The following is a 23,152-nucleotide window of genomic DNA, read 5'->3' as shown; positions in this document are numbered from 1 at the left end:
TAACGTGACGTAAGAATTCGTTGTTTCACTTCCTGCCGGAGCGCGCCTGATGAATTTCGATCCTTTTAATTTGACGATTAAACAAATTGCCACGCTTGTTATCCTTGGGGTGGCGGGGCTGAATATTGTTTTGTTCGCGGGGTTCTGGTTTTTGAACGCCCAGATCGGGGTGGCTCACGATGGCTGGGACGCCATTCAAAAGCATGGCAGTTCTGAAGCCGATATCGGCGGCATTCTGGCCCGGCTGGATTTGATTACGGCGTGGGTGGTGTGGCTGTTCGTGCCGACGATGATCGGCGGAATTGCCGCGACGGTCTATGTTTACTATGGCCGGATCGTTAATCCGCTGACCGCGATTACCGGGGCGACGACGGTGCTGGCGACCGGGGATACGAGCACTGAAATCCCGCACACAACCAATACCGACGAAATCGGCGAGCTGGCGCAGGCGATGCTGGTGTTCAAGAAAAACCTGATCCGTGAGGCTGAATTGCATGCGGCGCATGAAGCCGAACAGGAAAAGAAACTGGCGTTTTTGAAACATATCGAGCAATTGACCGATCGGTTCGATGTTGATGTTGCGCACTTCATTCAGGATCTGGGTGAGGCGATCGGTAATCTGGAGGATACTTCGCGGAACCTGGCGAGCGTGGCCGAGAAAAACGAAGGCCAGTCAAACAGGCTGGACGATGTGTCGCGGGCGGCACTGGACAGTGTGGCTTCGGTGGCGGCAGCAGCCGATGAAATGGCGTCGTCCATCCGCGAAATTACGGCCCAGATCAATGACTCGACGAAAATCGCCAAGGAAGCCGTTGAGAAAAGCGAAACGGCCGGTGATGTGATGAAGCATCTGGAGGCAGATGCCGAGAAAATCGGCGCGGTGGTTGGTCTCATTCAGGATATCGCCGAGCAAACCAATTTGCTGGCCCTGAATGCGACGATCGAGGCGGCGCGGGCCGGAGAGGCCGGTAAAGGTTTTGCCGTGGTGGCCGGGGAAGTGAAGAATCTGGCGGGGCAAACGGCGCAGGCGACAGCCGAGATCGCCGCGCATATTTCCACGACGCAGAATAACACCGCGGAAATTGCGGCAATTATCCAAGGGCTGGGCGAGACGATCAAGCGCATGGATGAAATTTCGTCCGCGATTTCAAACGGCATGGAAAAACAATCGTCGACCACGCAGGAAATCGTTTCCAGTGTCCACGTCGCTACGTCAAGCTCCGAAGCTGTGCAGGGGGTTGCCGGCGGGATTACCAAAACGGCCAGCGATACGAAGGAATCCGCCGGGAACCTTGATAAAGCGTCCGGGGCGCTGGCCCAGATTGCCGTATCCTTGCGCGATGAGGTTGAGGTATTCCTTGCCAATATCAAGGCCGCATAAGGTATGATCCGCACGGCGCGTTACGCATTTCTTTTCTGCTGTTTTTTTTTGAGTGTAATTTCTGACTCATGGGCCGGTGAGGTGACGGACGAGGAAGCACAGGCGATTGCCGTGCGTGAAATTCCCGGAGACATTATTCACCGTGATCGCGCTATTCGTAACAACGCCTTGTTCTATAAGTTTGATATTCAAAATAGCGATGGCATTGTTATGAAGGTTGAAATCGAGGCCGCCACCGGCGCGGTTGTCGATGTGGATATTTTAAAGCTGGGTGAAAATGGCGTTTTGCCGGCTTCCCGCTTGACCATGCGGCAGGCTGATGAGATCGCCCAAGCGCATGTGAAGGAGATTTCCTTTGGCAACCGGGCGCCTAAAACGCTTGAGAGCGAATACAAGCTGCGGAACAGAAAACTCGTCTACGTTTTTAAAATCAAGCGCAGTTTCGAGATGTATAACGTTACAATTGACGCTAATACCGGGGAAATCGTGTCAACGGCAGAGGCGATTGATTAAAAAGACAGGCCGGGAATCTGTGTGTCACCGCCGATGTTTTTCGAGGGCCGGAGTTTTAAAACCGGCGGACGGCGTGAAACGGCGCACCGGTATGTTTCCAAAAGTGTTCGCTGGATGGTGCTGAGGTGAAACGTCATTTCCCTTATGTGATTTTCTTTTTTTTCGATGCTGTATGAATTTGCCGGGAAGTGCAAAAGCGGGCATTTTATCCGGTCCGGGTCTACCGTATGTGTTTGTGGCGAGAAAAATCCAACATAATTCGCCAGCAAAAATCCGATTTTAGGGATATCCTTTGTATTCATCTGAAAAGAAACGGTGTTTTCATCGTGTGTATCAATGTGATCCAGCGGGATTTTGATATCGCCATAGGACAAGGGGACCAGACAGATGGTGTTTTCCGTGACGGGCTGGCCTGTCTGGGGGCAGTTCGGCCCGGTATCATCATCAGCATGCAGCGCTGCCGATAGACTCGCAGCCATGAAGGCCAAAGCTATTGTTTTGGACGTACTCATGAGGAAACTATGGCGCAGGAAAAAGTTCCGGTGCAAGAAAATAAATTTTTCTGTCTGGTTCTATTCGTTATAGGCCGGTTTTTGTCTGACGGGGGGCGTATCCTTGCTGTTGTCGCCGGCAGCCGGTTCAACGGCGGCGATCTGGATGGCCCGTTCTTGCGGCAGATTATCCTGCATGGCGTGATCCATCGGGCCTTCGCAGCCTTTGGCGTTGTATATGCCCATCATCAGGCTGCGCCGTTGCTGGGCGATGTCTTGTACGCTATCGGCGGAATCAGCCGTTTCGTTTGTGCTGTAATCCAGCATATAGCCAGCCGCCGCGAAGCCAATGCCAGCGGTGGCCGTGCCGATTAAAAATGATCCAACCGCGCTGGCAACGCCAATGCCGCGGCTTTTTATTTTTGAGTCGTCTTTAATATCTTGCGTGGTTGTGATGATTTCCCGCATTAAAACGGCTTCTTGGGAAAGCTGGCCACAGTTTAGCTCAAGGTCACCCTGACGGCTGATCTTTAAGTCGACGGCTTCAATGGACGGCGGTATCACTGCGTCCTGAGCCATGGCAGAGAACGTATACATACAGGCAATTAGGGTGGCGGCCAGCGCCAGCGATTTTCTCATAAAGATCTCCTGAGTCGATATTCTAGGCTTTTTAATCGGGGTGATACAAACGATTCTCCTGAAAAATTGGGGATTACTCACAACTTATCCACTTTTTTATACACCGGGTTTGCCAAGGCCGGATTTTCCGGTTAGAATGTTTTCTGTCTGGTGCGGGGTTCCCCCGATTCCTTTTTCTTTTTTTACATTTATTTTTTTGAGGGCGATCATGAATATTTCAGTGAATCTGCGCATTTTGGCTGCGGCGCCGTTGCTTTTCCTGGCAGCTTGTGGCGATGGCTGGGATACAAAATTATATGACGGTGTGCCTTATACGATGGAGCGCACGGCCGGGAACGGGCTTGCTTATGTACGCGCTAACATGATGCCGCCTCGCGGTCCGGTTGTTGACGAAGTGTCAGAGCCGGCTGCTGAGCCCGTCGTTGAAACGCCGGCAACAGAGTTGAAAACGGATCTGAATTCCGAACTGTATATGGAAGTTACGGAAGAACCGGAAGCTGCACCTGAACCGGAACCGGTGCAGAAAGCGGATGATCTGTTTGATAGCTCTCTCCGGAAATAACACCGAATGGAAAATAGAGAGACAAGGCATCCCCAGGAAGGGGATGCCTTTTTCATTTGCGACAAACTTTCTCAAAATTTTGTTCAAAGTTTAGCGGTATTTTCTTTTTATCATATTGATAAATAACAAAAAATTAAATCATTATGAATTACCATAATAATTGTATGGTGATTGAATAATGCTGCGCCCGTGCGGGGGCCTTACTCATTTAAAATCCGTCGATTTGTAAAATATTGTTGTAAAGAAAGGGTGGGAATTATGTCTGGACTTGTGGAAACCTATATTGTCGTGTCGCTGTTGCTGGCCGTATTCGGGGCTGTAACCGCGATGGGATCCTGTCTTGTATTTGGTGTGGGAATGGAACGTCTGCGCGCCGGGTTCGAGGTTATTAAGAACCAGACCGGTTTTTTCAGCGATGCTATTCATAAGCTCGAAGAAAAAATGGTCGAAGTTGACAAACAGGTCGAGTTGACCGGGAGTGTTGTTAAAACGCTGGAAAATAAAGTCGATGTTGTTGATAAGCAAACCAGCTTTTTCAGCGATTCCATTTATCGCCTGGAGCAAAAGGTGGAAAAAATTCAAGAAGCTCCCAAGGTTTCCGAAGCCCCTGTTGTGGTACGGGAATCCCGTATTCAGGCCGACCGAGCTGATGCTCTGGTTTCTCATGCCGAGAGCCTCTTGACGGAGGTCAATCAGCTGGCGATGAAGATGAAAGATGCCAATAGCAACGGTCTGGAAGTTGGCGCACGGCTGTCGCCCAGCCTGTCTGAGAGCTTGATGTTGCGGAAAGCCGCAGATACGACGGATGAAATTCGCTACCACTAAACTTTTCGGAATTTAACTCTTAAACCGGCGGGTGTGAAATCCCGCCGTTTTTATTTGTGGTCTCACTATACCTATACGTCAGGATAGTTGTATTTTTACAACCAAATGTTTTATAAGTTTTATCTTATGGAAACCGGGTGGGGTTTGTGGGGAAAAATGAAGACGAAGACTTTTGATCACATAGAGCCGGTTGAGCGGCTCTATTCTTGTAAGCTATCAATCGAGAGGTGTCAGTGTTATCTGGCCCATTTGCATGCGCTGATTTATGTGCATGAAGATGGAAAACCCGGTGATAATGACAATGATTTCACGGTGAGCAGTATGCGTCATATATTGCGCGCCATGGAGCGTGAACTGCGTTTCAGCACTGATATGCTGATGGCCGGTTTTGACGGCTCATAATTTAAATGGAAAAGAGATAGCCATATCATCGATCTTGCGGTTAAAATAGAAAGTGAAGAAATTTAATCGCTTATCGTAGGGATTGGCTGTATGTGGGTTTTTGTCTGGCTTCTTTTGTCGTCGTTTTTGCTGGGGATTTTTTTCTGGCAATCGCAAATACTCTGGCAACAGAAGAAGGCATGGTCCGCGTTTGCTCAAAAAAACAGCCTGCAGTACATACCGGGTAAGTTTTCAGAAGCCCCCAGTGTGACAGGTAAAATTGGCCGTCATCATATTTCGCTGTTTTCCGATTCACGCATGATGGAAGATATGCGCAGCCGACGTTTCATGACGGTGGTTGAAATAGTCCTGGGTTGTAAAATGCCCGCGGGCGGGGTTGTGGCTACTTTCGGAATGAAGCCATTCGTCGACACGCTGATTTTTCATGAAGAAATCAAGCCGGAGATGGAAGGCTGGGGAGCGGAAAACCTGGTGCGGACCGATGAAGAAAAAATGATGAAGGCCTTTTTAACGCCGGAAAGGCTGAAGGTATTGCAGTCGATTTTTTCTATGAAGGGGGCCAATGCGATTTTCCTGTTTGATAAGGAAGCGGTTGCTTTTCGCATAGAAACAGCCGATCCCCTCCACAACTCCGAGCGCATAGACAAGATCGTGAAACAGTTTTTACGGGGCGCGGATAAGCTGTCTGTCGACAAGGAAGAATATGCAGCCCTGAAGGCGCTGGTCGGCGCGGAAGACGATTAGGCGCGGTTTTTATTCAAAGATGCCATGGACAAGAAGCAAAAACCGTAAGCGGGAAGCGTTAATTCATGGCTGGTTTCTTCCCATGTTCCCGTAAACGGGATGTTTTCTATTCTTTCCAGATCGTTGACGGCCACGGGGATGGTCATATCTATGGCGGTGCCGGACAGGTTAAACAGGCATAAGAGCGTCTCTTTTTCCCCGGCCCGCATGAAGCAGACAATATCTTTTTCGCTATGGTCGACAAAGGTGATTTCACCATGGATGAGTGCCGGATGTTGTTTGCGCCATTTCAAGAAAGCCTTCGTGAAATTCAGGACGGAATCCGGATCGTTTTCTTGGTGTTCGATGGCATAAGGGACGTGTTCGGGCGGGACAGGCAACCAGTTGAAAGCCTTGTCCGTGTCCAGCGTTTTTTCCGCGTCGTTTTCGGCCCATGGCAGCGGCGAGCGTCCGCCGTCCCGGCCATATTTCCATTCCGGCCATAGATAAACAGCCAGCGGATCTTGCAGCAAATGATAGGGCACTTCAAAATCGGGAAGCCCCAGTTCATCGCCCTGATACAGGAAAGGTGTTCCATAAAGGCTACACAGTAAGGCATTGAGAGTCTTTGACATTTCCCGGTTTTGTGCAGGGTCATTGCTGCGGTTCCAGCGCGTTATTGTGCGGCTGACATCATGGTTGGTCAGCGCCCATGACGGCCAGCTTTTAATTCCGTGCCGGGTGGAATTTTCTACGGCTTGCCGGAACAGGTCCGGGGTTGGCGCGTCGCCGAGAAAACTGAAATTGTAAACGGTGTGAAAATATTTTCCTTCCTCCGAATATTTTGCGGACAGGTCCGCAGCTTGCTCTTCACTGAAGGTTCCGGACACTTCGCCGACCATAAAGGTGCCAGGATGTTGATCCATCAGTTTTCGCAAGCGGTTGATAAAGCCGAGAGCTTCGGGCTGGTTGAAATCATAAACATGATCCTGCATGGCGTAGGGTTCGATGAAGCTACGTCCCTCAATAGGTTTTAGGTGCCGGCGCGGGACATGGGGGTTATCCTTCAGGTAGCGGTCATGCATGCAGAACAAAACGCTGTCGAAGCGAAAGCCGTCAACGCCAAGATCCAGCCAGAATTTCATGTTGTCCATGAAGGCGTCCTGTACTTCCGGGTTGTGCAGATTGAGGTCCGGCATGGAGGGCAGGAAGGTGTGCAGGTAATATTGACCGCGGCGCATGTTGAAATTCCAGGCCGGACCGCCGAACTTGGACAGCCAGTTGGTCGGCGCGGTGCCGTCTTCCTTTGGATCGGCCCAGACATACCAGTCAGACTTGTCGCCGATTTTGCTGCTTTCGCTGTCCTTGAACCACGGGTGCTGGTCGGAGGTATGGTTGACGACTTGATCGGTGATGACTTTCAGGTCAAGTTTTTTGGCTTTTTCCATCAGGCGTTTGAAATCATCTAGCGTGCCGAAAATCGGATCGACATCACAATAATCAGCGACGTCATAGCCGAAATCCTTCATCGGTGATTTGAAGAACGGGCATATCCAGATGCCATCAGCCCCCAGATCACGGATGTAATCCAGCTTTTCCGTGATACCGGGCAGGTCACCGATGCCGTCACCATTGGAATCGCGGAACGAGCGCGGGTAAATCTGGTAGATGACCGCGCCTTTCCACCAGTCTGTGTCTATATTTTTGCTCATACGCCGTAAGTTCGATGGGTTCTTTTATAAAAGACCGAAACGCCATTGTGCCGTTCCCCCTCGTGGTATGCCAGTGAAAATATTGTTGCAGCGCGGCAATCAGGCGGCAGCAAAAAGCATTCCAAATGGGGGCAGAATAACGGTCTGGGCCGCGGCATCGTATGTGCCCGTTTGCGTTCCGGCGTTAAAGACGGAGGGGGCGGCGTTGATATCGGTGATCGTTTTTTCCTGATCCGAGAGGTTAAACAAACAGGTTATGGTTTTGTCCTCACGTGTACGGATGAAGCCCAGAACCTGTTCATCGGGAATATCGAGGAATGTTATATCGCCGGTGCGCAGGGCGGGGTGCGTTTTCCGCCATGCCATAAAGGCGCGGGTAAAGTTCAGGGTGGAGCTTTTATCTTTTTCCTGCTGTTTGACGGCCAGCGGCAGGTGTGTGCCGGGGATCGGCAGCCATGTGTCTTTAGCCCTGCTGAACCCGGCGTTGGTAGCTTTGCCATCCCACGGGATTGGTGTGCGGCAACCATCGCGGCCTTTATAGCGGGGGTAGTGAAATATGCCCCACGGATCTTGCAGACGTTCATAGGGGACGTCGGCCTCCGGTAGGCCCAATTCTTCACCCTGATACAGGAACGCCGTGCCGCGCAAGCTACCGAGAAGGGCAATGAACAGGCGGGCCGCGGCCGGGTTATCCGTATAGGAATCGAGGCCGCCCCAGCGGCTGGCTGTGCGGATAATGTCGTGGTTGGAAAACGCCCAGCTGGGCCAGCTATCACCGGGCTGTGCCATTTGTTCCTGAAGAGTGTCACGGAACAGGGCGGCAGATGGAATTTTGCCTTCGCCGCGCATCAGGGCAAAGCTGTAGGATGTATGGAAGCGGTTGGGGCCGGAGCTGTATTCGGCGGCCATTTTGACGGCTTCGTCATCGCCAATTTCAGCCAGAGAGAAGGCGCCGGGGTAGTGGTCAAGTAGAGCGCGCAGTTTTGCCACAAGTTCCAGATTTTCCGGGCGGGACTTATCGTAGATATGACGCTGCATACCGTATGGTTCAGGGAATTCAAGCTGGGTGGCGTGTTCATCGACATCGGCGCTGCGCGGCGGGTTATCGCGCAATTCCTTGTCATGGAAACAAAAATTGATGACATCAAGGCGCAGGCCATCCACTCCTTTATCCAGCCAGAATTTACAATTATCAATCATGGCGGCCATGACGTCGGGGTTGTGGTAGTTCAGGTCTGGCTGTTCTTTGAGCCAGTTATGCATGTAATACTGACCGCGCACAGAGTCGAATTGCCAGGCGCTGCCCCCGAATACGGATTGCCAGTTGTTCGGCGGACTGCCATCGGGCTTCGGATCGGCCCAGACATACCAGTTGGCTTTGGGGTTATCGCGGCTGGACCGGCTTTCGGTGAACCATGGGTGCTGATCGGATGTATGGCCGAGAACCAGATCGACGATAATTTTCAGATCGCGTTTGTGGGCTTCGGTCAGGAGTTTGTCAAAGTCGGCCATTGTGCCGAACAGCGGGTCGACATCCCGATAGTCGGACACGTCATATCCGAAATCTTTCATCGGTGATTTGAAAAACGGGGAAATCCAGATACCTTCGACACCGAGGCCGGTGATATAGTCCAGCTTTTCGGTGATGCCCTTCAGGTCACCGACGCCGTCCTTGTTCGTATCAAAAAAGGAGCGCGGGTAGATCTGGTATAAGACCGCCCCGCGCCACCAATCGTTGTTCGTCATGTGACGTGTCCGTTACTCGGCTGCTTCCGCTTTGTCGGCGGCAATTTTCATCGAGACGATTTTGTCCGGGTTGGCCGGCGGCTCGCCTTTGGCAACGGCGTCGATGTATTCCATACCTTCGGATACCTGACCCCATACCGTGTATTTGCCGGTCAGGAAGGAACAGCCATTATCATCAAAGCAGATAAAGAATTGTGAGTTGGCGGTGTCCGGGTCCATGGTGCGGGCTGCGCCTACGGTACCGCGTTTATAGGGGTATTTGCTGAATTCAGCTTTCAGGTCCGGTTCCTCGGAACCACCCATGCCGGTGCCGGTCGGATCGCCAGTCTGGGCCATGAAGCCGTCAATTACGCGGTGGAAAATGATCCCGTCATAAAAGCCTTCGCGGGTCAGTTTTTTGACGCGTTCAACATGGCCGGGGGCAATGTCGGGCAGCATTTCGATGACGACGGTCCCGCCGGTCGAGACTTCCATTTCCAATGTGTTTTCAGGATCGGCGGCCTGTGCGTTTGCGGTGCTCATGATAAAAATACTCCCGGCAGTTAGTAATAGTGTTTTGAACATTGATCGTATCCTCGATTCGAGAAAAGTTAACAGGGCCACAGATTCGCACATGTTAGGTAGAGGGGCAAGGAAGAATTACCCAAATACCCGCTTGAAAATGTGGTCGACATTCTGGGCGTAGGCGGTGAGGTCAAAAATTTCCTCTAGTCCGTTTTTACCAAGGGCTTTGATTACATCTTCGTCCTTCTTTAGGAAGTCGATAAGTTGCTTTTTGCCTTTGGATTCCCATACTTGCATCGCATTGCGCTGGACGATGCGGTAGCCGTCTTCGCGGCTGATCCCGGCTTGGGTCAGGGCAAGGAGGACTTTTTGCGAGAAGACGAGGCCACCCATTTTTTCAAGGTTCTCCATCATTGTGTCCGGGTAGATCAGCAGATTGTCGATCAGGCCGGTCAGACGCGCGAGGGCGTAATCCAGTGTCACGGTGGCATCCGGGGCAATGACGCGTTCGACGGAGGAATGGGAAATATCGCGTTCGTGCCACAGGGCGACGTTTTCCATGGCCGGGGTGACGGCCATGCGGACGACCCGGGCTTGTCCGGTCAGGTTTTCACTGGCGATCGGGTTGCGTTTATGCGGCATCGCAGATGAGCCTTTTTGCCCTTTGGAGAAAAACTCTTCGGCTTCGCGGACTTCGGTGCGTTGCAAATGGCGGATTTCGATGGCGAGGTTTTCGATCGAGCTGGCGATGACGCCGAGTGTGGCAAAGAACATTGCGTGGCGGTCGCGCGGGATGACCTGCGTTGAGTGCGTTTCGGGTTTAAGGCCCAGTTTTTCCGCAACGTATTCTTCAACCGCCGGGTCGAGCGTCGCGTAAGTGCCGACCGCGCCGGACAGGGCGCAGGTTGCGATATCTTCGCGGGCAGCCAGCAGGCGTTCCTTGCCGCGTTTAAAGGCGGCGTAATGACCGGCGAGTTTCAGGCCAAAGGTCGTCGGTTCGGCGTGGATGCCGTGGCTGCGGCCGATGCAAATCGTGTTTTTGTGCTCTAATGCCCGTTTTTTCAAGGCACCGAGCAGCGCATCGAGGTCTTTGAGCAAAATATCGGCGGCCTGTGTCAGTTGCACGGATAGTGCTGTGTCGAGGACATCGGAGGAGGTCATACCCTGATGCACGTAGCGGCTGGCCTCCGGGTCGTCGATATGTTCGGCGACTGAGGTTAGAAATGCGATGACGTCGTGTTTAACCTCGGCTTCGATCTCATCAATGCGGGCGATGTCGAATCCACCTTTTTCGCGCAGGGCTTTCGGGGTGGCTGCCGGGATCGTGCCCATCTGCGCCATTTTTTCACAGGCGAGCGTTTCGATTTCGAGCCAGATTTTGTATTTGTTCTCTGGCGCCCAGATGGCTGCCATTTCAGCGCGGGTATAACGGGGGATCATCGGTTTTCCTCTTTTTCTTTTCCTGCGGCGAAAATAGGCGGTTTTCGGGCGGGGATCAAGGGATAAGGTTTGTTTGTATAGCTTTTTGTTCTGGCAATATGCCGGGCTGGCTTGTTTGGCGGAGAATTGGTTTTTGTTTCGGACGGCGTAATTATTTGTCTTTTTTGAAAGATGAAGGGAACGCTTTCGTATGTAATATCCTAAAACTTTTCAATACAGGATAAGTATAGTACAGTATTCGCGAGAGACAGAGATGCTTTTACTTTATTTGTTTGCCTATACATACAGGAGGGGCCGTGCGTATATTCATTTGGACTGCATTTTGGTTATTATTTTCATTTCCCGTTTTGGCAAAAGACAAGGATATGAGTTGTGCGCAAGTGAATGCGCAGCTTTCCATCCTGAACGACATTAAAACTACGGTTGGCGGGGATTATGAAGCTATGTCGTCCGAAGATCGCAAAAATATGTCGCAGAAATGGCATCATGAAATTCCGGTAAAACAAGCGGTTTACGAGGAAGACGGATTTGAAGAACGGATGATCCGGTTGGTTAGTCTGTCGCAGAAACACGGTTGTGAGTAGATTACATTAATCCCATGCTTTTAAAGCTGTTGGTGCCGTTTTTTGAGACCACAAGGTGATCGTGGATGATAATGGCAAACGGTTCGGCGGCGGCTTTGATCGCGTAGGTCAGGTCGATGTCGGCTTCGGACGGTTTGGGATCGCCGCTGGGGTGGTTGTGCACAAGAATTAGGGCCGTTGCTCCCAGTTCCAGCGCGCGCTTCATGATTTCCCGCGGATAGGCCTGCGTATGGTCGACCGTGCCGGTCTGCTGGATTTCATCCGCAATGAGTTCGTTTTTCTTGTTCAAAAACAGAAGGCGGAAATGTTCCTTCTTTTCATGCGCCATGGTGGCGGCTAGATAATCGAGCAGTCGTTGCCAGCTGTTTAAGATGGGCTGGTTCATGACGTCTTGTTTCATCATGCGAATGGCGCTGGCCTGGATGGATTTGAGCGTGATGGCGGTGGTTTCCGAGATGCCCGTTACGGTTTGCAGTTCGTCGAGTGAGGCGTTTAAAACGCCGTTGAGCGTTTTAAACCGCGCAACAAGGGCTTTGGCGAGCGGCTTGACGTCCCGCCGCGGCACGGCCATGAACAAAATCAGCTCCAGCAATTCATAATCGGGCAAGGCGTCGGGCGATTTCAGAAACCTTTCCCGCAGCCGGTCCCGGTGGCCGGCATAATGGGGCTTTTGCGGCTCTTTTTTCAGCGGCTCAGCCATAGGGCGGCCTTGTGTAGCCTTTGGGGGAGAGGGTGAAGATTTCATAGCCGTCTTCCGTCACGGCCAGAGAATGTTCGAACTGGGCAGAGAGGGAGCGGTCCCGCGTCACGGCGGTCCAGCCGTCTTCCAGCACCTTGGTGGCGTAATTTCCTGCGTTAATCATGGGTTCAATCGTGAAAAACATTCCCGGCTCCAGCGTCATGCCGGTTCCCGGCTCCCCGAAATGCATGACGGAGGGCTGGCAGTGAAAGATTTTTCCCAGCCCGTGGCCGCAAAAATCCGTGACAACGGAAAAACGGTTGCTTTCCGCCACCGTCTGGATCGCATGGCCCACATCGCCCAGCGTCGCGCCGGGTTTGACGGCCTCGATCCCGGCCATCATGCAATCATAAGTGGTTTCCACGAGTTTTCGGGCTTTGACCGGAATTTTATCGCCGACAAAAAACATGCGGCTTGTATCCCCGTGCCAGCCATCCACAATGACCGTGACGTCGATATTGATGATATCGCCTTCCTGCAGCGCCTTTTCGCAGGGAATGCCATGGCATACCACATGGTTGACCGAGGTGCAGATGGATTTCGGAAAGCCCTTGTAATTCAGCGGGGCCGGGATGGCGCCGTTTTTCTCGATAAATTTGCGGCACAGATCGTCCAGATGCTCGGTCGTGACACCCGGCTGAACGTGCGGGGTAATCATGTCCAGCGTTTCGGCGGCCAGCTTTCCGGCTTTGCGCATGCCTTCAAAATCGGCGGGACCGTGCAGTTCGATACCGTTTGTGGAAAATCTGGGTTGTGTGTTATCAGTCATTTAAACTCTTGCTCTTGAAGCTATACAAAAATAAAACATATACTGACTTAACGTTCTCAGACAAGAATTGCAACGCAAACACTTTTCAACCACGGTTCAAGACAATGCCCAAAGCCGACAATCCTGACACATCGACGGCGGCGCTGATTATTATCGGCAACGAGATACTGTCCGGGCGGACGCATGATACGAACACGCCGTGGATCGCTGAAAAGCTGACGATACACGGGGTGGCGCTGGAGGAAATCCGGGTTGTTCCGGATATTGAGAGCGCGATTATCCGGGCGGTGAATGCCTTGCGCGAACGTTATGATTATGTGTTTACGACCGGCGGGATCGGCCCGACCCATGACGATATTACAGCCGCCAGCATTGCCAAGGCTTTTGATTTGCCGCTGGAACGGCATGAGGACGCCTACAAGGTGCTGGAGGATTATTACGGGATTGACGATCTGACGCCGACGCGGGCCAAGATGAGCCTGATGCCCAGGGGGGCTGGTCTTATTCCCAATCCGGTATCGGGCGCACCCGGTTTTAATATCGGGAATGTCTATGTGATGGCCGGGGTGCCGCGGATCATGCAGGCGATGTTCGATCATATCATTCGTGAAATCCGGCCCGGGCCGCCGATCCTGTCGAGCACGGTGACCTGTGCGATGGCGGAAAGTACGCTGGCCGACGATATGGAGGAACTGCAGGCCCTGTTTCCCGATGTCCAGATTGGCAGTTATCCGCATTACCGCGGCGGTTCGCTGGGCCTTAGCGTTGTGATGCGCACGACGGATGATGCGCTTTTGCGGCGGGTTACCGACGAACTGATCGCCCGCGTGCGCACCCACGGCATCGAGCCGCAGGCCGTGAGCATGAAGGATATGGGGTAGGTTACAGAGGAGGTTGGTAAATCCTGCCGGTCATTTTTGTTGGCTGGTGGTGCGGGCGGGGGGACTTGAACCCCCACGACCAAAGGTCAACGGATTTTAAGTCCGCAGCGTCTACCATTCCGCCACGCCCGCAATCGAGCCTTATTCATACGGGGAACGCGCCGGGTTTTCAAGCCATTATGCTTATCGTTTTTGGGTAATGAACATATGTTTTGGCTTTTTCAGGCGCGCCGGGAATGCGATGTGCCGGGAATATACCCCCGGTGCCGGGACAAAGCCCGGATAAGGGGCCGGTTGTTATGAATGAAAATATTCAGGCGCGCTTCATCAAGACTTGTCGGATCGCCGGTTCCGGCCGGCGGGTTGATTATCTCAGAGAGCAAATAACCGCTGTGGTTCACCAGAATATGCCGGTCCAGTACGGCGAGCGGATAATTCATGCCGCGCAGGACGTAAGGCGGCTTTGAAAAGCTGTAAGATTCCTTGTCGACGGGGCTGGTATATGTGCAGTTTTCTATGCTTTGGCACTCATGGAAATTGAGGGAAAAAGCCTCATGCCCGGAAAAGGCGGCTTCATCAAGGATCGTCCCGGCGATGTCGGTTCCCCCGAAGCGGGCGCCGGTGAATTTGCATTGTTTGACGGATGAAAAACACAGGCATGTGCCAACCATTTCGGCATTTGTGAAATCGCAGCCGTCCAGAACGGCTTCCGACAGATTGGCGCCCATCAGGTTGGCTTCATCCAGTCGCGCGCGGCGCATGACGATATTGTCCAGATTGGCGTTGACCAGATTGGCATGCCGCAGGTCGGCGTCATCCAGAGATATGTTGCTTTGGACGGCCCGTTCCAGGCAATCCGGCAGAGAGGGGAATTCCCCTTGTATGATTATTTCCCCGGTCAGATAGTTTCTAATTTTAAAGACGGGCATTGCTGCGCCTCCTTGATTTGTATGCGTTAATGTCTGTTACCTATTAAACGCACCCCACTTAATACCCCACACAGCTAAACCTATAGTTGTTATAATTATAGAAAGTCAAGAATAAATTGCATAACTCTAATATGTGGCCTTGTCTTTCGGTGGACGGCGCTGTGGTAATCGCCTACATTTTGAGGTGTTATGAGTGAAGACAGCCAAGAAAATCCTTTGGAGAACGGCGTTACGGTCATCCGCCGCCTTGTCAAAATCCTGCCGGACCAGCCGGGGGTTTACCGCATGCTGGACGAGGCGGGCGAGGTTTTATATGTCGGCAAGGCCAAGTCCCTGAAAAAACGAGTGGTGAGCTATACCCGGCCGGACAAGTTGCCGGGGCGGCTCCAGCGGATGATCACGGCGACGCGGGACATGATGTTCGTCACGACGCATACCGAGGCCGAGGCGTTGTTGCTGGAAGCCAACCTGATTAAAAAGCTGAAGCCGCGTTACAATGTTTTGCTGCGCGATGATAAATCGTTTCCCTATATTTTGATAACGGGGGATCATGATTTTCCGTTGCTGACCAAGCATCGTGGCGCGCAAAAGCGTAAAGGCGATTATTTCGGGCCGTTCGCCAATGCCGGGGCGGTTAACCGCACTATTGCGATCTTGCAAAAGGCTTTTATGCTGCGGAATTGTTCGGACAGCGTGTTTGCGGCGCGGACGCGGCCTTGTTTGCAGTACCAGATTAAACGCTGTACGGCGCCGTGCGTGAATTTTTGCACAAAAGACGAATATGCGGCGCAGGTCCGGCAGGCGCGCGATTTTCTGTCCGGTGAGAGCAAGGCGATTCAGGCGGAAATGGCGGCGGCGATGCAGCAGGCCAGCACGGCGCAAGATTATGAGGCGGCGGCCGGCCTGCGGGACCGGATTAAGGCTTTGGCGGCGGTGCAGGGGCATCAGGATATCAATATTCCCGGTATGGGCGATGCCGATGTGTTCGGGTTGTTTCGTGAGGGCGGGCGGGCCTGTGTGCAGGTGTTTTTCTTTCGCGCCGGGCAGAATTTCGGCAACCGGGCTTATTTCCCGCGTGCCAGTGAAGAGGATACGGACGGTTTGTTGCTCAGCGCTTTTATTGCGCAATTCTATGCCAACAAACCGCCGCCAAAGGAAATACTGGTATCTTGTCCGCCGGAGGATGAAACATTGCTGGCCGAAGCGCTGGCTGTTTCCATTACCCAGCCCCGGCGCGGTGCGAAAAAGCGGCTGGCTGATTTTGTCGTGCGAAATGCGCGAGAAGCGCTGGAGCGCGAGTCCCTGAAGCTGGCCGGGGAGCAGAAAAACCGGGAGGCAGTGGCAGAATTGTTTGCTATGGCCAAGCCGCCGCAGCGGATCGAGGTTTACGATAACTCTCATATCTCCGGGACCAATATGGTCGGGGCGATGGTGGTGGCCGGGCCGGAAGGGTTTCGCAAAAGCGCTTACCGTAAATTCAATATCCGTAGAGCCAAGGAATCCGATGATTATGGCATGATGCGCGAAGTGATGGAGCGGCGGTTTTCGCGCTCTTTAAAAGACGGCAGCGGGCCGGGCAGTGAAGACTGGCCGGATTTGTTGCTGATTGACGGCGGCAAGGGGCAGTTATCGGTTGTGATGGAGGTGCTTGAAGCGCTGGGGGTTGCCGGGGATGTGACCGTGGTCGGGATTGCCAAGGGGCCGGATCGAAATGCCGGGCGGGAACAATTCTTTATGCCGGGGCGCGAGCCTTTCCAGCTCCCCATCGATGATCCGGCTCTGCATTATTTGCAACGGCTGCGTGATGAGGTCCACCGTTTTGCGATCGGGGCGCACCGGGCGCGGCGCAGCAAGGATATTGCGCGGTCGCCGCTGGATGATATTCCGGGGATCGGGGCACAGCGTAAAAAGGCGCTGCTGATGCATTTCGGATCGGCGCAGGCTGTAACGACCGCCGGTATCAAGGATTTACAGGCTGTGGATGGGATATCAAAGGCTGTGGCCGAGAAGATTTATGGCTGGTTTCATCAGGTTTAACTTGTGCGCAGGGCAATCAGCGTAATGATTGCCAGTAGCAAGATAGCCCAGAAGATCACGGTTACTTTTACCGACTGTTTCGATTTTTTTTGCATGTACCATGTGCGGGGTTTTACTCCCTTCCACAGGAAGACAAGCTGGGCGGCGAGGGAGACGCTGATAATGTTAGCGGCCAGCAAAAGAGCGGCGCCATAAGCGCCCGGCCACAGGGCGGCGCCGATCATCAGGCCGAGCGTAACGGTCGGCGGCATTAGGGCGACGGCGACCATAACCCCGACCAGTGTGCTGGACAGGCCGGTAACAAGCGAAAGCACAGCCGCCGCGCCTGAGGCAAGGGCCAGTGCAATGCTGTCAAAGCCTACATCCGTGCGGGAGAGCAGCTCATGGCTGTTTATTTCCAGAGGAAACAGGAAGCCGCCAAGAACGGCGAGGGCGAGTGTCATGCTGATGCCGGCCAGATTGGTTTTGATGGCTTTGCCCATCAAGTCTTTGTCACCGAGCGCCGCCCCGAAGGAGAGCGCCAGATTGGGGCCGAGCAGGGGCGCGATGACCATTGCGCCGATGACGACCGCAACATTATCCCGGATCAGGCCAATGGCGCAGACGACGGCAGACAGGAAGACAAGTAATAAGAAATGATTGTCGAGCTGGGCGCCTTTTTCGATGTCGCTATAAAGTTCTTCCCGTGTGAGGGTGCCGCGAACGATTTTTATCTTTTTGCCGTTATCCTCTTCCTCGGTTGCGGCGGGGCGGGGTAGAGATGCCTCGACCGGCATGACGATGATGCGCCATTCTTTTTCCTTGTGCAGCGCGCGTTGCAGCGCATCCATCATTTCTTGCTGGCGGTCAATATGAACCAGAATCTGGGTGGCGCGGCGGCCGTTGCGGTTCTTGACCCCTTGCCAGTGATCGAGGGCGCCATGCTCGTCAGCAATTTCTGCGACTCTGGAACGTACCGTATCGGGAGCTATGACATCTATTCTTCGTAAGGGCATGTTTTTTTTTGAAGGAAAAATCATTTTAAATCAAGAAGATTTGATTTTTTTCTCGAATGTGGGTGAATCCTGTCTTGCGCTTTTGGAATGACGCTGATAGTGTTCGCTCTATTCACTGTTCAAGTATATTTTTATAAGAAACACACCGTTTCGTATTGTTTTATTGAGTGTGTTTTTGCAAGTGGGACGTTCAAGTGAACAGAAAGGGGACTTAGTAATATGTTTCATCGTCCAAAACAGGAAGAAGTAGAAAAAGAGCAACCGTCAAAAGCGGCTGTTGTTGAAGAACAATCCCGGCCTGAGCCGGAGAGCCGGAGCGCTGTCAATGAAAGTGCGCCGCAGACACAACCATTATCTCAATCAACCAAGGCGACAGAGGAAAAAGCCATGAGCACGCAAGATCAGGAAAACCAAAACCGTTCTATTGATATCCCTTCATCCGGAAGCGCATTTCCGCAGCGTCCGGCTCAACAAGGGCAAGCCCCACGTATGCCGGGGAGCAGCTATGCCAGCTCTTATTCGGCGGCGTCATCTTCTGCAGGCGGGACGGCTGAAGACCGGAAACTGGTTATTGGCCGCGGGATTACCCTGTCCGGGGAAATCGATTCATGTGATGTTTTGATCGTTGAAGGTACGGTCGAAGCGGCTCTGAAAGGCGCAGAAACGCTGGAGATTACCGAGAGCGGTGTCTTCTATGGCTCTGTTGAAATTGAAAATGCTACGATCGCCGGGCGCTTCGAAGGCGATATTACGGCAACAGGACGCTTGACAATTACGGCTACCGGCTCTATTACAGGCACGATTTCCTATAAGGAAATGGCGATGGAAGCGGGCGCGATTATTGATGGCCGTATGTCGCCGCTGGATGCGCAACAGTCTCAGGGCTCTGCGCGTAAGGATAGAAAACTTACGAAAGCATCTGCCGCCAAGAACGCTGGTGATGACAGCGAATTGCCTTTGAGCGATACTGCGGTAGCTGCAGAATAAATAAAAAGAAGGGTGCTTCAGGAAAACCCGTTATACGGCGGCGGCCTCATCACTTAGGCCGCCGAAAGCCGATGGTTTTCCAATTAACATGCTTACGGTTTTTAAATGGTTAGACGACGGATGTCCGGCGAAAGGGCACGCATTTGTTTGCGTGCGTCCTTTTGTTCGTGAGAGATGGTTGCTGGTGCTGGCGTTATGCCTGCCCCTGTTTCTGGTGGGAAGCTGTAATGTGCCCCATGCCTTTAGCCGGGCGCATGCCGCGACAGGCAACGAAGCACAAGAAGGTCACTCTGTTTCCTCACATCAGGTCTCCGTATTGCAAAAGCTTGTTCAAAATGATCCGGCGTCTTTGCTTTCTCTCCGTAACGGCGATGTTTTGGACATTCTCGACGTGCCGCAACTCAAGCGGCAGGAAGGTTCCATGCAGGTTTGGCAATATCGTTCGGAAGGCTGCGTTGTTGATGTTTACGTGGATTCCAAGAAAAATGCCGTTTTGCATTATGAGCTGCGCCAACGTACCAAGGCTGTTCTGGGACAGAAGACAAAGAGGACTCCGCCCGAAGATGGCGGCCGGTGTGTACGCTCTGTGATTGCCCAAAAACATGGCTGGGGCCAGTTGTTCGCGGCTTTGCGCTAGGCCGTTTTATCCTTATATCCGCAGAGATCTTTGACCGGGCATTGCCCGCATTCCGGCTTGCGGGCTTTGCAGATATAGCGTCCGTGCAAGATCAGCCAGTGATGCGCGTGCCGCATGAATTCATCAGGAATGATTTTCAGCAATGCCAGTTCCGTTTTTTCCGGTGTTGTGGTTTTCACCATGCCGGTCCGGTTAGCAATACGGTGAATATGGGTGTCAACGGCCAGAGTTGGCTGGCCAAAGGCGATGTTTAGAACCACATTCGCCGTTTTACGTCCTACACCGGGCAGCTTGACCAGTTCATCGCGGTCTTGCGGGATCAGGCTGTTATAGTCCTCCACCAGCATTTTCGACAGGCCGATAATATTTTTGGCTTTGCTTTTGTACAGGCCAATGGTTTTTATCCGGTCGCGAACTTTGTCTTCGCCCAGTGCCAGCATTTTTTCCGGCGTATCGGCGGCGGCGAACAGGGCGGGGGTGGCCTTGTTGACGCCCTTGTCCGTGGCTTGCGCCGATAAAACAACGGCCACCAGAAGGGTAAAGGGGGTGGTGTAATCGAGCTCGCCTTTGGGCTCCGGGTTCAAGGCTTGCAGGCGGCTGAAAAATTCACGGATTTGCTTTTTGGTCATGGGGCTTTATATCTTGTTTTCATGGAAAAGAAAATTACATACGGATTTTTTGATTTGCCGCCTTTGGGACGGGTTATACTGGCCCGGACAAGGGAGGGGCTGTGTTATATGGGGGTTGATGACGGCGTGGATGACTTGGCGCGCCGTTTTCCGGCTGCGTCTTTGCAGCACGATCAAGCCGGTATGACCGCTGTGGCGCAGCAGGTTTTGAAGGCGTGGGCCGGAGAGGATCCTTTGCCGCCGCTGGATTTATCCGCGGGAACGGCGTTTCAAAAACAGGTGTGGGATGCTTTGTTGCATATTCCCCGCGGCCAGACGCGCAGCTATGGCGCTTTGGCCCGGCAGATTGGGAAGCCAACGGCGGCGCGTGCGGTCGGGCAGGCTGTTGGTGCTAATCCGGTCGCCGTTCTGGTGCCGTGTCACCGGGTGGTCAATGCCAACGGCCAGACCGGCCATTACCATTGGGGGCCGGAAACAAAAGTGCGGCTGCTGATGGCGGAAGGCGCGGCGGCCTAGCTAGGTGATCGGGTAATCGCCGTGCTCTGCATTTTGGGCGCTGAGGTATTGAATTTGCTCATTTTTGCGCTTCAGATCGCGATGCAGGTTATGACGGGTCTGCAGCGCCAGCGTTGAAACATCGACGATGGCAATCAATTTTCCCTGATCCAGAACCGGCATGTAGGCAATGTTATATTCCAGCATCATGTCGAGGGCTTGCTCGATCGTCATGCTAGGCGCGGCTGTGTGTACGGCCGGTCTTGTCGCTTCCCATACCGTCAAAAACCCAATGTTGTTATGGGGCAGGGGGTAGCTGCGGCGGGACGGTTCGGTCTGGCGCAACAGTGTTCTGATAACGGTTTCGGCGCTGATTAATCCGGAAAATTGCCCGGTAGCATTCACAACGCCGGCGGCGCGTAAACCATGTTCCTGCATTTTTTCCAGAGCATCCCCCAGCATTTCTTCCGGGCGGAAGCTGGCAAAGCGTGACAAGGCAGCCAAGTCACCCAATGTTGCTACACGGCCAGCCAATGGCGGTGTTTGGGTTATATGATTCATGTGTGTCTCCTTCCCATTTCAATCTCTTTGCATTGCAGGCCTATGTCGGGCCTGTTCACACAACCTGTTCATAAAAGGGAGAGTCATAGCGTAGAATCGTTTTTTGTCTCTCCCCTCGTTCCCCGTGTCACCATTTTATTATGGTGTTAATTTGTTAATTTTTTATCACTGAGGACGGGTAGATAAGACAACAAAAGGGCACAAAAGTCAAGATAACAAAGGTTGTACCTTACAGGGGTTACAGCCCCAGAACATCGCGCATGGAGTAGAGGCCCGGTTCTTGCCGGGATAGCCAGCGGGCGGCATGCAGGGCGCCGCGGGCGAAGATCGCGCGGTCTGTAGCGCGGTGGGTGAGTTCAAGGCGTTCGCTTTCTCCGAAGAAGCTTACCGTGTGTTCGCCGGCAACGTCACCGCCGCGCATGACGGCAAAGCCGATTTCCCCGGCAACGCGTTCCCCGGTTTTGCCGTGCCGTTTATAGACGGCATAGTCATCCAGAGCGATCTTCCGTCCGGATGCGGCGGCCTTGCCAAGGGCCAGAGCCGTGCCGGACGGGGCGTCGATTTTGTGTTTGTGGTGCGTTTCGAGAATTTCTATGTCCCAGTCCGTGTCGAGTCGTGCGGCGGCCTGTTCGACCAGAGCGCTGAGGAGATTGACGCCGAGGCTCATGTTGGCGCTGTACAGGATCGGGGTTTCTCGCGCGGCGTCGGCGATTTCACTTTCTTGTTGTGCGGACAGGCCGGTGGTTGCCACGATGAGGGGTTTATGGAATTTTGCGGCTTGCCAGAGGTTCTGGGCTGTCGATTCCGGCGTTGTGAAGTCGATCACCAGATCGGAGACTTCAAACAATTCTGCCGGTTTTTCCGTGACGAAGAAGCCGCCTTCCGGGTGTGGAAATCCCGGTTTTACGGAGCCGCCCGCCAGTCCCATGCCTTCCCAGTGGCCGGACAGCAATTCACGAACCAAAATCGCGCCAACCCGGCCTGTGCAGCCCGCCACACCGATGCTGATGGGGCCGGCCAGAGGGGTGACGCCTTCGCTGTCTGTTGCTGTTCTGATATTCGTTTTTTGTTTCATGACGATTCTTTTATAAGGAATAAAGTCGTTTTTGTATACGCGGTATTTTTTGACATAATTTATCATTTGGGTTATCACTCTCGTTCAGAAAAACAGGAGTACCGAAAATTATGCCTATTAACGCGGTTAGAAACGTCGACATTTTTCATAGAAATTCCGATGGTACAGGCGAATTGTCGGCAAAGTTCAGGGCGACTGTTCTTGATATTGTTTCCAAGAAAAAAGGGAACAGTTTTGTTTCTTTTGCGCTTCTCAGACGTCACGACGATTCTCATGTTGTTGCGGTAGGCCTTAGTAAAAAGCACCGCGAGAAAATGCGTGTCGGGGGGCATGTTGAAGCCTATACCCATACGACGAACTGTACCCAGTTTGTTAAATTTAGCGGTAAACAATACCGGGTTAGCCGGCAGATGGATTTTTGTGAACGAAAACTCCCGGTTTTTATCCCGCGGGTCTAGATATCCCTGATTGCGACGGTCAGGCGGCTGGTGCAGTTCAGTTTGCCTTCGTCGGTGAATATATCCGTATTCCATACATGTAATGTGCGTCCGATATGGATGGGTTTGCAAATACCGGTAACAAATCCTTTTGTGACGGGGCGCAGATGATTGGCATTAATTTCGATGCCGACGCCGCGCTGTTTTTCCGGGTCGACGCACATCCATGCTGCGACGCTGCCCAGTGTTTCCGAGAGCACGCAGGAAGCACCGCCATGCAGCAGGCCAAAGGGCTGAACCGTGCGTTCATCGACCGGCATGGTGGCCTTGATGTAATCAGCGCCGATTTCAGTAAAGGTAATGCCGAGATGTTTGTTGATATGCTCGTCCCGCAGGCCGCGCGCTGTGTTGAGATCGTCGAGGGAATATGCTGTAAACCAGATAGACATAGGGGGTACG

General features: G+C 52.9%; 27 protein-coding genes and 1 tRNA gene. 13 read left to right on the top strand and 15 right to left on the bottom strand.

Annotation, left to right across the window (positions count from 1 at the left end; all coding sequences use genetic code 11):
- Positions 1–49 precede the first annotated feature (49 nt).
- Both H6868_09355 and H6868_09350 read left to right on the top strand, forming a co-directional pair.
- A complete protein-coding gene (locus H6868_09355) occupies positions 50–1,381 on the top strand; it encodes a HAMP domain-containing protein (protein MCB9989518.1) in 1,332 nt (443 codons plus the stop codon).
- A gap of 48 nt (positions 1,382–1,429) precedes the next feature.
- Positions 1,430–1,894 (top strand): PepSY domain-containing protein, encoded by a 465-nt coding sequence (locus tag H6868_09350; GenBank protein MCB9989517.1) that lies wholly within the window; start codon positions 1,430–1,432, stop codon positions 1,892–1,894.
- Here the strand turns inward: H6868_09350 and H6868_09345 are convergent.
- Positions 1,891–2,406 (bottom strand): hypothetical protein, encoded by a 516-nt coding sequence (locus tag H6868_09345; protein MCB9989516.1) that lies wholly within the window; start codon positions 2,404–2,406, stop codon positions 1,891–1,893. The two genes, H6868_09350 and H6868_09345, sit on opposite strands and share 4 nt — an antisense overlap.
- Positions 2,407–2,466: 60 nt before the next feature.
- Positions 2,467–3,024: a hypothetical protein gene (locus H6868_09340; GenBank protein ID MCB9989515.1), complete on the bottom strand. Its 558-nt coding sequence runs from the start codon at positions 3,022–3,024 to the stop codon at positions 2,467–2,469.
- Positions 3,025–3,232: 208 nt separating this feature from the next.
- Here H6868_09340 and H6868_09335 point away from each other — a divergent pair, with 208 nt between their 5' ends.
- The 4 genes from H6868_09335 to H6868_09320 all read left to right on the top strand — a co-directional run bounded on the left by H6868_09335 (position 3,233) and on the right by H6868_09320 (position 5,557).
- A complete protein-coding gene (locus H6868_09335; GenBank protein ID MCB9989514.1) occupies positions 3,233–3,586 on the top strand; it encodes a hypothetical protein in 354 nt (117 codons plus the stop codon).
- A gap of 258 nt (positions 3,587–3,844) precedes the next feature.
- Positions 3,845–4,411: a hypothetical protein gene (locus tag H6868_09330; protein ID MCB9989513.1), complete on the top strand. Its 567-nt coding sequence runs from the start codon at positions 3,845–3,847 to the stop codon at positions 4,409–4,411.
- A 156-nt stretch (positions 4,412–4,567) separates the two neighbouring features.
- Positions 4,568–4,813, top strand: coding sequence for a hypothetical protein (locus H6868_09325; protein MCB9989512.1), 246 nt, complete (start codon positions 4,568–4,570; stop codon positions 4,811–4,813).
- Between the two features lie 90 nt (positions 4,814–4,903).
- Positions 4,904–5,557 (top strand): hypothetical protein, encoded by a 654-nt coding sequence (locus H6868_09320; protein MCB9989511.1) that lies wholly within the window; start codon positions 4,904–4,906, stop codon positions 5,555–5,557.
- Here H6868_09320 and H6868_09315 read toward each other — a convergent pair.
- The 4 genes from H6868_09315 to H6868_09300 form a co-directional block, all read right to left on the bottom strand.
- Positions 5,554–7,248 (bottom strand): alpha-glucosidase, encoded by a 1,695-nt coding sequence (locus tag H6868_09315; protein ID MCB9989510.1) that lies wholly within the window; start codon positions 7,246–7,248, stop codon positions 5,554–5,556. The genes H6868_09320 and H6868_09315 overlap by 4 nt on opposite strands.
- A 99-nt stretch (positions 7,249–7,347) precedes the next feature.
- Positions 7,348–8,994 carry an alpha-glucosidase gene (locus H6868_09310; GenBank protein MCB9989509.1) on the bottom strand — a complete coding sequence of 549 codons (1,647 nt, stop codon included), beginning with the start codon at positions 8,992–8,994 and terminating at the stop codon, positions 7,348–7,350.
- A 12-nt stretch (positions 8,995–9,006) separates the two neighbouring features.
- Positions 9,007–9,558, bottom strand: coding sequence for a peptidylprolyl isomerase (locus H6868_09305; GenBank protein ID MCB9989508.1), 552 nt, complete (start codon positions 9,556–9,558; stop codon positions 9,007–9,009).
- Positions 9,559–9,633: 75 nt separating this feature from the next.
- Positions 9,634–10,938 carry an adenylosuccinate lyase gene (locus tag H6868_09300; GenBank protein ID MCB9989507.1) on the bottom strand — a complete coding sequence of 435 codons (1,305 nt, stop codon included), beginning with the start codon at positions 10,936–10,938 and terminating at the stop codon, positions 9,634–9,636.
- A 365-nt stretch (positions 10,939–11,303) separates the two neighbouring features.
- Here H6868_09300 and H6868_09295 point away from each other — a divergent pair, with 365 nt between their 5' ends.
- Positions 11,304–11,522 carry a hypothetical protein gene (locus H6868_09295; GenBank protein ID MCB9989506.1) on the top strand — a complete coding sequence of 73 codons (219 nt, stop codon included), beginning with the start codon at positions 11,304–11,306 and terminating at the stop codon, positions 11,520–11,522.
- A 1-nt stretch (position 11,523) separates the two neighbouring features.
- Here the strand turns inward: H6868_09295 and radC are convergent, their stop codons facing one another.
- Positions 11,524–12,222, bottom strand: coding sequence for a DNA repair protein RadC (radC, locus tag H6868_09290; protein MCB9989505.1), 699 nt, complete (start codon positions 12,220–12,222; stop codon positions 11,524–11,526).
- Positions 12,215–13,030 carry a type I methionyl aminopeptidase gene (gene map, locus H6868_09285; protein ID MCB9989504.1) on the bottom strand — a complete coding sequence of 272 codons (816 nt, stop codon included), beginning with the start codon at positions 13,028–13,030 and terminating at the stop codon, positions 12,215–12,217. The genes radC and map overlap by 8 nt, the downstream gene beginning before the upstream one ends.
- A gap of 104 nt (positions 13,031–13,134) precedes the next feature.
- On the opposite strand from map, the gene H6868_09280 reads away from it, so the two are divergent.
- On the top strand, positions 13,135–13,911 hold the full coding sequence (locus H6868_09280) for a competence/damage-inducible protein A (GenBank protein ID MCB9989503.1): 777 nt from the start codon (positions 13,135–13,137) through the stop codon (positions 13,909–13,911).
- Positions 13,912–13,958: 47 nt separating this feature from the next.
- Here H6868_09280 and H6868_09275 read toward each other — a convergent pair.
- Both H6868_09275 and H6868_09270 read right to left on the bottom strand, forming a co-directional pair.
- A tRNA-Leu gene (locus tag H6868_09275) sits at positions 13,959–14,043 on the bottom strand.
- 89 nt (positions 14,044–14,132) lie between these two features.
- Positions 14,133–14,840 (bottom strand): pentapeptide repeat-containing protein, encoded by a 708-nt coding sequence (locus H6868_09270; protein MCB9989502.1) that lies wholly within the window; start codon positions 14,838–14,840, stop codon positions 14,133–14,135.
- A gap of 189 nt (positions 14,841–15,029) precedes the next feature.
- On the opposite strand from H6868_09270, the gene uvrC reads away from it, so the two are divergent.
- A complete protein-coding gene (gene uvrC / locus H6868_09265; GenBank protein ID MCB9989501.1) occupies positions 15,030–16,877 on the top strand; it encodes an excinuclease ABC subunit UvrC in 1,848 nt (615 codons plus the stop codon).
- On the opposite strand, the gene H6868_09260 is transcribed toward uvrC, so the two are convergent.
- Positions 16,874–17,872 (bottom strand): TIGR00341 family protein, encoded by a 999-nt coding sequence (locus H6868_09260; protein ID MCB9989500.1) that lies wholly within the window; start codon positions 17,870–17,872, stop codon positions 16,874–16,876. The genes uvrC and H6868_09260 overlap by 4 nt on opposite strands.
- A 387-nt stretch (positions 17,873–18,259) precedes the next feature.
- Here H6868_09260 and H6868_09255 point away from each other — a divergent pair, with 387 nt between their 5' ends.
- Entirely contained in the window at positions 18,260–18,859 is a 600-nt protein-coding gene (locus H6868_09255; protein MCB9989499.1) for a polymer-forming cytoskeletal protein, read from the top strand.
- A gap of 151 nt (positions 18,860–19,010) precedes the next feature.
- Positions 19,011–19,496 (top strand): hypothetical protein, encoded by a 486-nt coding sequence (locus tag H6868_09250; GenBank protein MCB9989498.1) that lies wholly within the window; start codon positions 19,011–19,013, stop codon positions 19,494–19,496.
- Here H6868_09250 and nth read toward each other — a convergent pair.
- A complete protein-coding gene (nth, locus tag H6868_09245; protein ID MCB9989497.1) occupies positions 19,493–20,125 on the bottom strand; it encodes an endonuclease III in 633 nt (210 codons plus the stop codon). The genes H6868_09250 and nth overlap by 4 nt on opposite strands.
- Before the next feature lie 108 nt (positions 20,126–20,233).
- Between nth and H6868_09240 the strand changes: the two genes are divergently transcribed.
- Positions 20,234–20,641, top strand: a complete 408-nt coding sequence (locus tag H6868_09240) for a methylated-DNA--[protein]-cysteine S-methyltransferase (protein ID MCB9989496.1) — start codon at positions 20,234–20,236, stop codon at positions 20,639–20,641.
- On the opposite strand, the gene H6868_09235 is transcribed toward H6868_09240, so the two are convergent.
- Together H6868_09235 and H6868_09230 are read right to left on the bottom strand one after the other, a co-directional pair.
- Complete coding sequence (locus H6868_09235) at positions 20,642–21,181, bottom strand: CBS domain-containing protein (protein ID MCB9989495.1); 540 nt, start codon at positions 21,179–21,181, stop codon at positions 20,642–20,644. It abuts the gene before it with no gap.
- A gap of 238 nt (positions 21,182–21,419) precedes the next feature.
- The gene (locus H6868_09230) at positions 21,420–22,190 is read right to left on the bottom strand and encodes a 4-hydroxy-tetrahydrodipicolinate reductase (GenBank protein MCB9989494.1); all 771 of its coding nucleotides are present in this window, start codon (positions 22,188–22,190) and stop codon (positions 21,420–21,422) included.
- A 176-nt stretch (positions 22,191–22,366) separates the two neighbouring features.
- Here H6868_09230 and H6868_09225 point away from each other — a divergent pair, with 176 nt between their 5' ends.
- Positions 22,367–22,714, top strand: coding sequence for a hypothetical protein (locus tag H6868_09225; GenBank protein MCB9989493.1), 348 nt, complete (start codon positions 22,367–22,369; stop codon positions 22,712–22,714).
- Here H6868_09225 and H6868_09220 read toward each other — a convergent pair.
- On the bottom strand, positions 22,711–23,142 hold the full coding sequence (locus H6868_09220; protein ID MCB9989492.1) for a hotdog fold thioesterase: 432 nt from the start codon (positions 23,140–23,142) through the stop codon (positions 22,711–22,713). The two genes, H6868_09225 and H6868_09220, sit on opposite strands and share 4 nt — an antisense overlap.
- Positions 23,143–23,152 lie beyond the last annotated feature (10 nt).

Source organism: Rhodospirillales bacterium (assembly GCA_020638175.1).
In the GTDB taxonomy this organism is placed as follows: Bacteria; Pseudomonadota; Alphaproteobacteria; order Micavibrionales; family Micavibrionaceae; genus JACKJA01.
Note: the sequence above shows the minus strand (reverse complement) of the source record. Positions and strands in the feature narration are given on the sequence as shown.

What these genes read in the sequence shown, in the direction of transcription:
- H6868_09355 (MCB9989518.1), top strand. Translation starts at nt 50, where the DNA reads ATGAATTTCGATCCTTTTAATTTGACGATTAAACAAATTGCCACGCTT.
- H6868_09345 (MCB9989516.1), bottom strand. Translation starts at nt 2,406, where the DNA reads ATGAGTACGTCCAAAACAATAGCTTTGGCCTTCATGGCTGCGAGTCTA.
- H6868_09340 (MCB9989515.1), bottom strand. Translation starts at nt 3,024, where the DNA reads ATGAGAAAATCGCTGGCGCTGGCCGCCACCCTAATTGCCTGTATGTAT.
- H6868_09335 (MCB9989514.1), top strand. Translation starts at nt 3,233, where the DNA reads ATGAATATTTCAGTGAATCTGCGCATTTTGGCTGCGGCGCCGTTGCTT.
- H6868_09330 (MCB9989513.1), top strand. Translation starts at nt 3,845, where the DNA reads ATGTCTGGACTTGTGGAAACCTATATTGTCGTGTCGCTGTTGCTGGCC.
- H6868_09325 (MCB9989512.1), top strand. Translation starts at nt 4,568, where the DNA reads ATGAAGACGAAGACTTTTGATCACATAGAGCCGGTTGAGCGGCTCTAT.
- H6868_09320 (MCB9989511.1), top strand. Translation starts at nt 4,904, where the DNA reads ATGTGGGTTTTTGTCTGGCTTCTTTTGTCGTCGTTTTTGCTGGGGATT.
- H6868_09315 (MCB9989510.1), bottom strand. Translation starts at nt 7,248, where the DNA reads ATGAGCAAAAATATAGACACAGACTGGTGGAAAGGCGCGGTCATCTAC.
- H6868_09310 (MCB9989509.1), bottom strand. Translation starts at nt 8,994, where the DNA reads ATGACGAACAACGATTGGTGGCGCGGGGCGGTCTTATACCAGATCTAC.
- H6868_09305 (MCB9989508.1), bottom strand. Translation starts at nt 9,558, where the DNA reads ATGTTCAAAACACTATTACTAACTGCCGGGAGTATTTTTATCATGAGC.
- H6868_09300 (MCB9989507.1), bottom strand. Translation starts at nt 10,938, where the DNA reads ATGATCCCCCGTTATACCCGCGCTGAAATGGCAGCCATCTGGGCGCCA.
- H6868_09295 (MCB9989506.1), top strand. Translation starts at nt 11,304, where the DNA reads ATGAGTTGTGCGCAAGTGAATGCGCAGCTTTCCATCCTGAACGACATT.
- radC (MCB9989505.1), bottom strand. Translation starts at nt 12,222, where the DNA reads ATGGCTGAGCCGCTGAAAAAAGAGCCGCAAAAGCCCCATTATGCCGGC.
- map (MCB9989504.1), bottom strand. Translation starts at nt 13,030, where the DNA reads ATGACTGATAACACACAACCCAGATTTTCCACAAACGGTATCGAACTG.
- H6868_09280 (MCB9989503.1), top strand. Translation starts at nt 13,135, where the DNA reads ATGCCCAAAGCCGACAATCCTGACACATCGACGGCGGCGCTGATTATT.
- H6868_09270 (MCB9989502.1), bottom strand. Translation starts at nt 14,840, where the DNA reads ATGCCCGTCTTTAAAATTAGAAACTATCTGACCGGGGAAATAATCATA.
- uvrC (MCB9989501.1), top strand. Translation starts at nt 15,030, where the DNA reads ATGAGTGAAGACAGCCAAGAAAATCCTTTGGAGAACGGCGTTACGGTC.
- H6868_09260 (MCB9989500.1), bottom strand. Translation starts at nt 17,872, where the DNA reads ATGCCCTTACGAAGAATAGATGTCATAGCTCCCGATACGGTACGTTCC.
- H6868_09255 (MCB9989499.1), top strand. Translation starts at nt 18,260, where the DNA reads ATGAGCACGCAAGATCAGGAAAACCAAAACCGTTCTATTGATATCCCT.
- nth (MCB9989497.1), bottom strand. Translation starts at nt 20,125, where the DNA reads ATGACCAAAAAGCAAATCCGTGAATTTTTCAGCCGCCTGCAAGCCTTG.
- H6868_09240 (MCB9989496.1), top strand. Translation starts at nt 20,234, where the DNA reads ATGGGGGTTGATGACGGCGTGGATGACTTGGCGCGCCGTTTTCCGGCT.
- H6868_09235 (MCB9989495.1), bottom strand. Translation starts at nt 21,181, where the DNA reads ATGAATCATATAACCCAAACACCGCCATTGGCTGGCCGTGTAGCAACA.
- H6868_09225 (MCB9989493.1), top strand. Translation starts at nt 22,367, where the DNA reads ATGCCTATTAACGCGGTTAGAAACGTCGACATTTTTCATAGAAATTCC.
- H6868_09220 (MCB9989492.1), bottom strand. Translation starts at nt 23,142, where the DNA reads ATGTCTATCTGGTTTACAGCATATTCCCTCGACGATCTCAACACAGCG.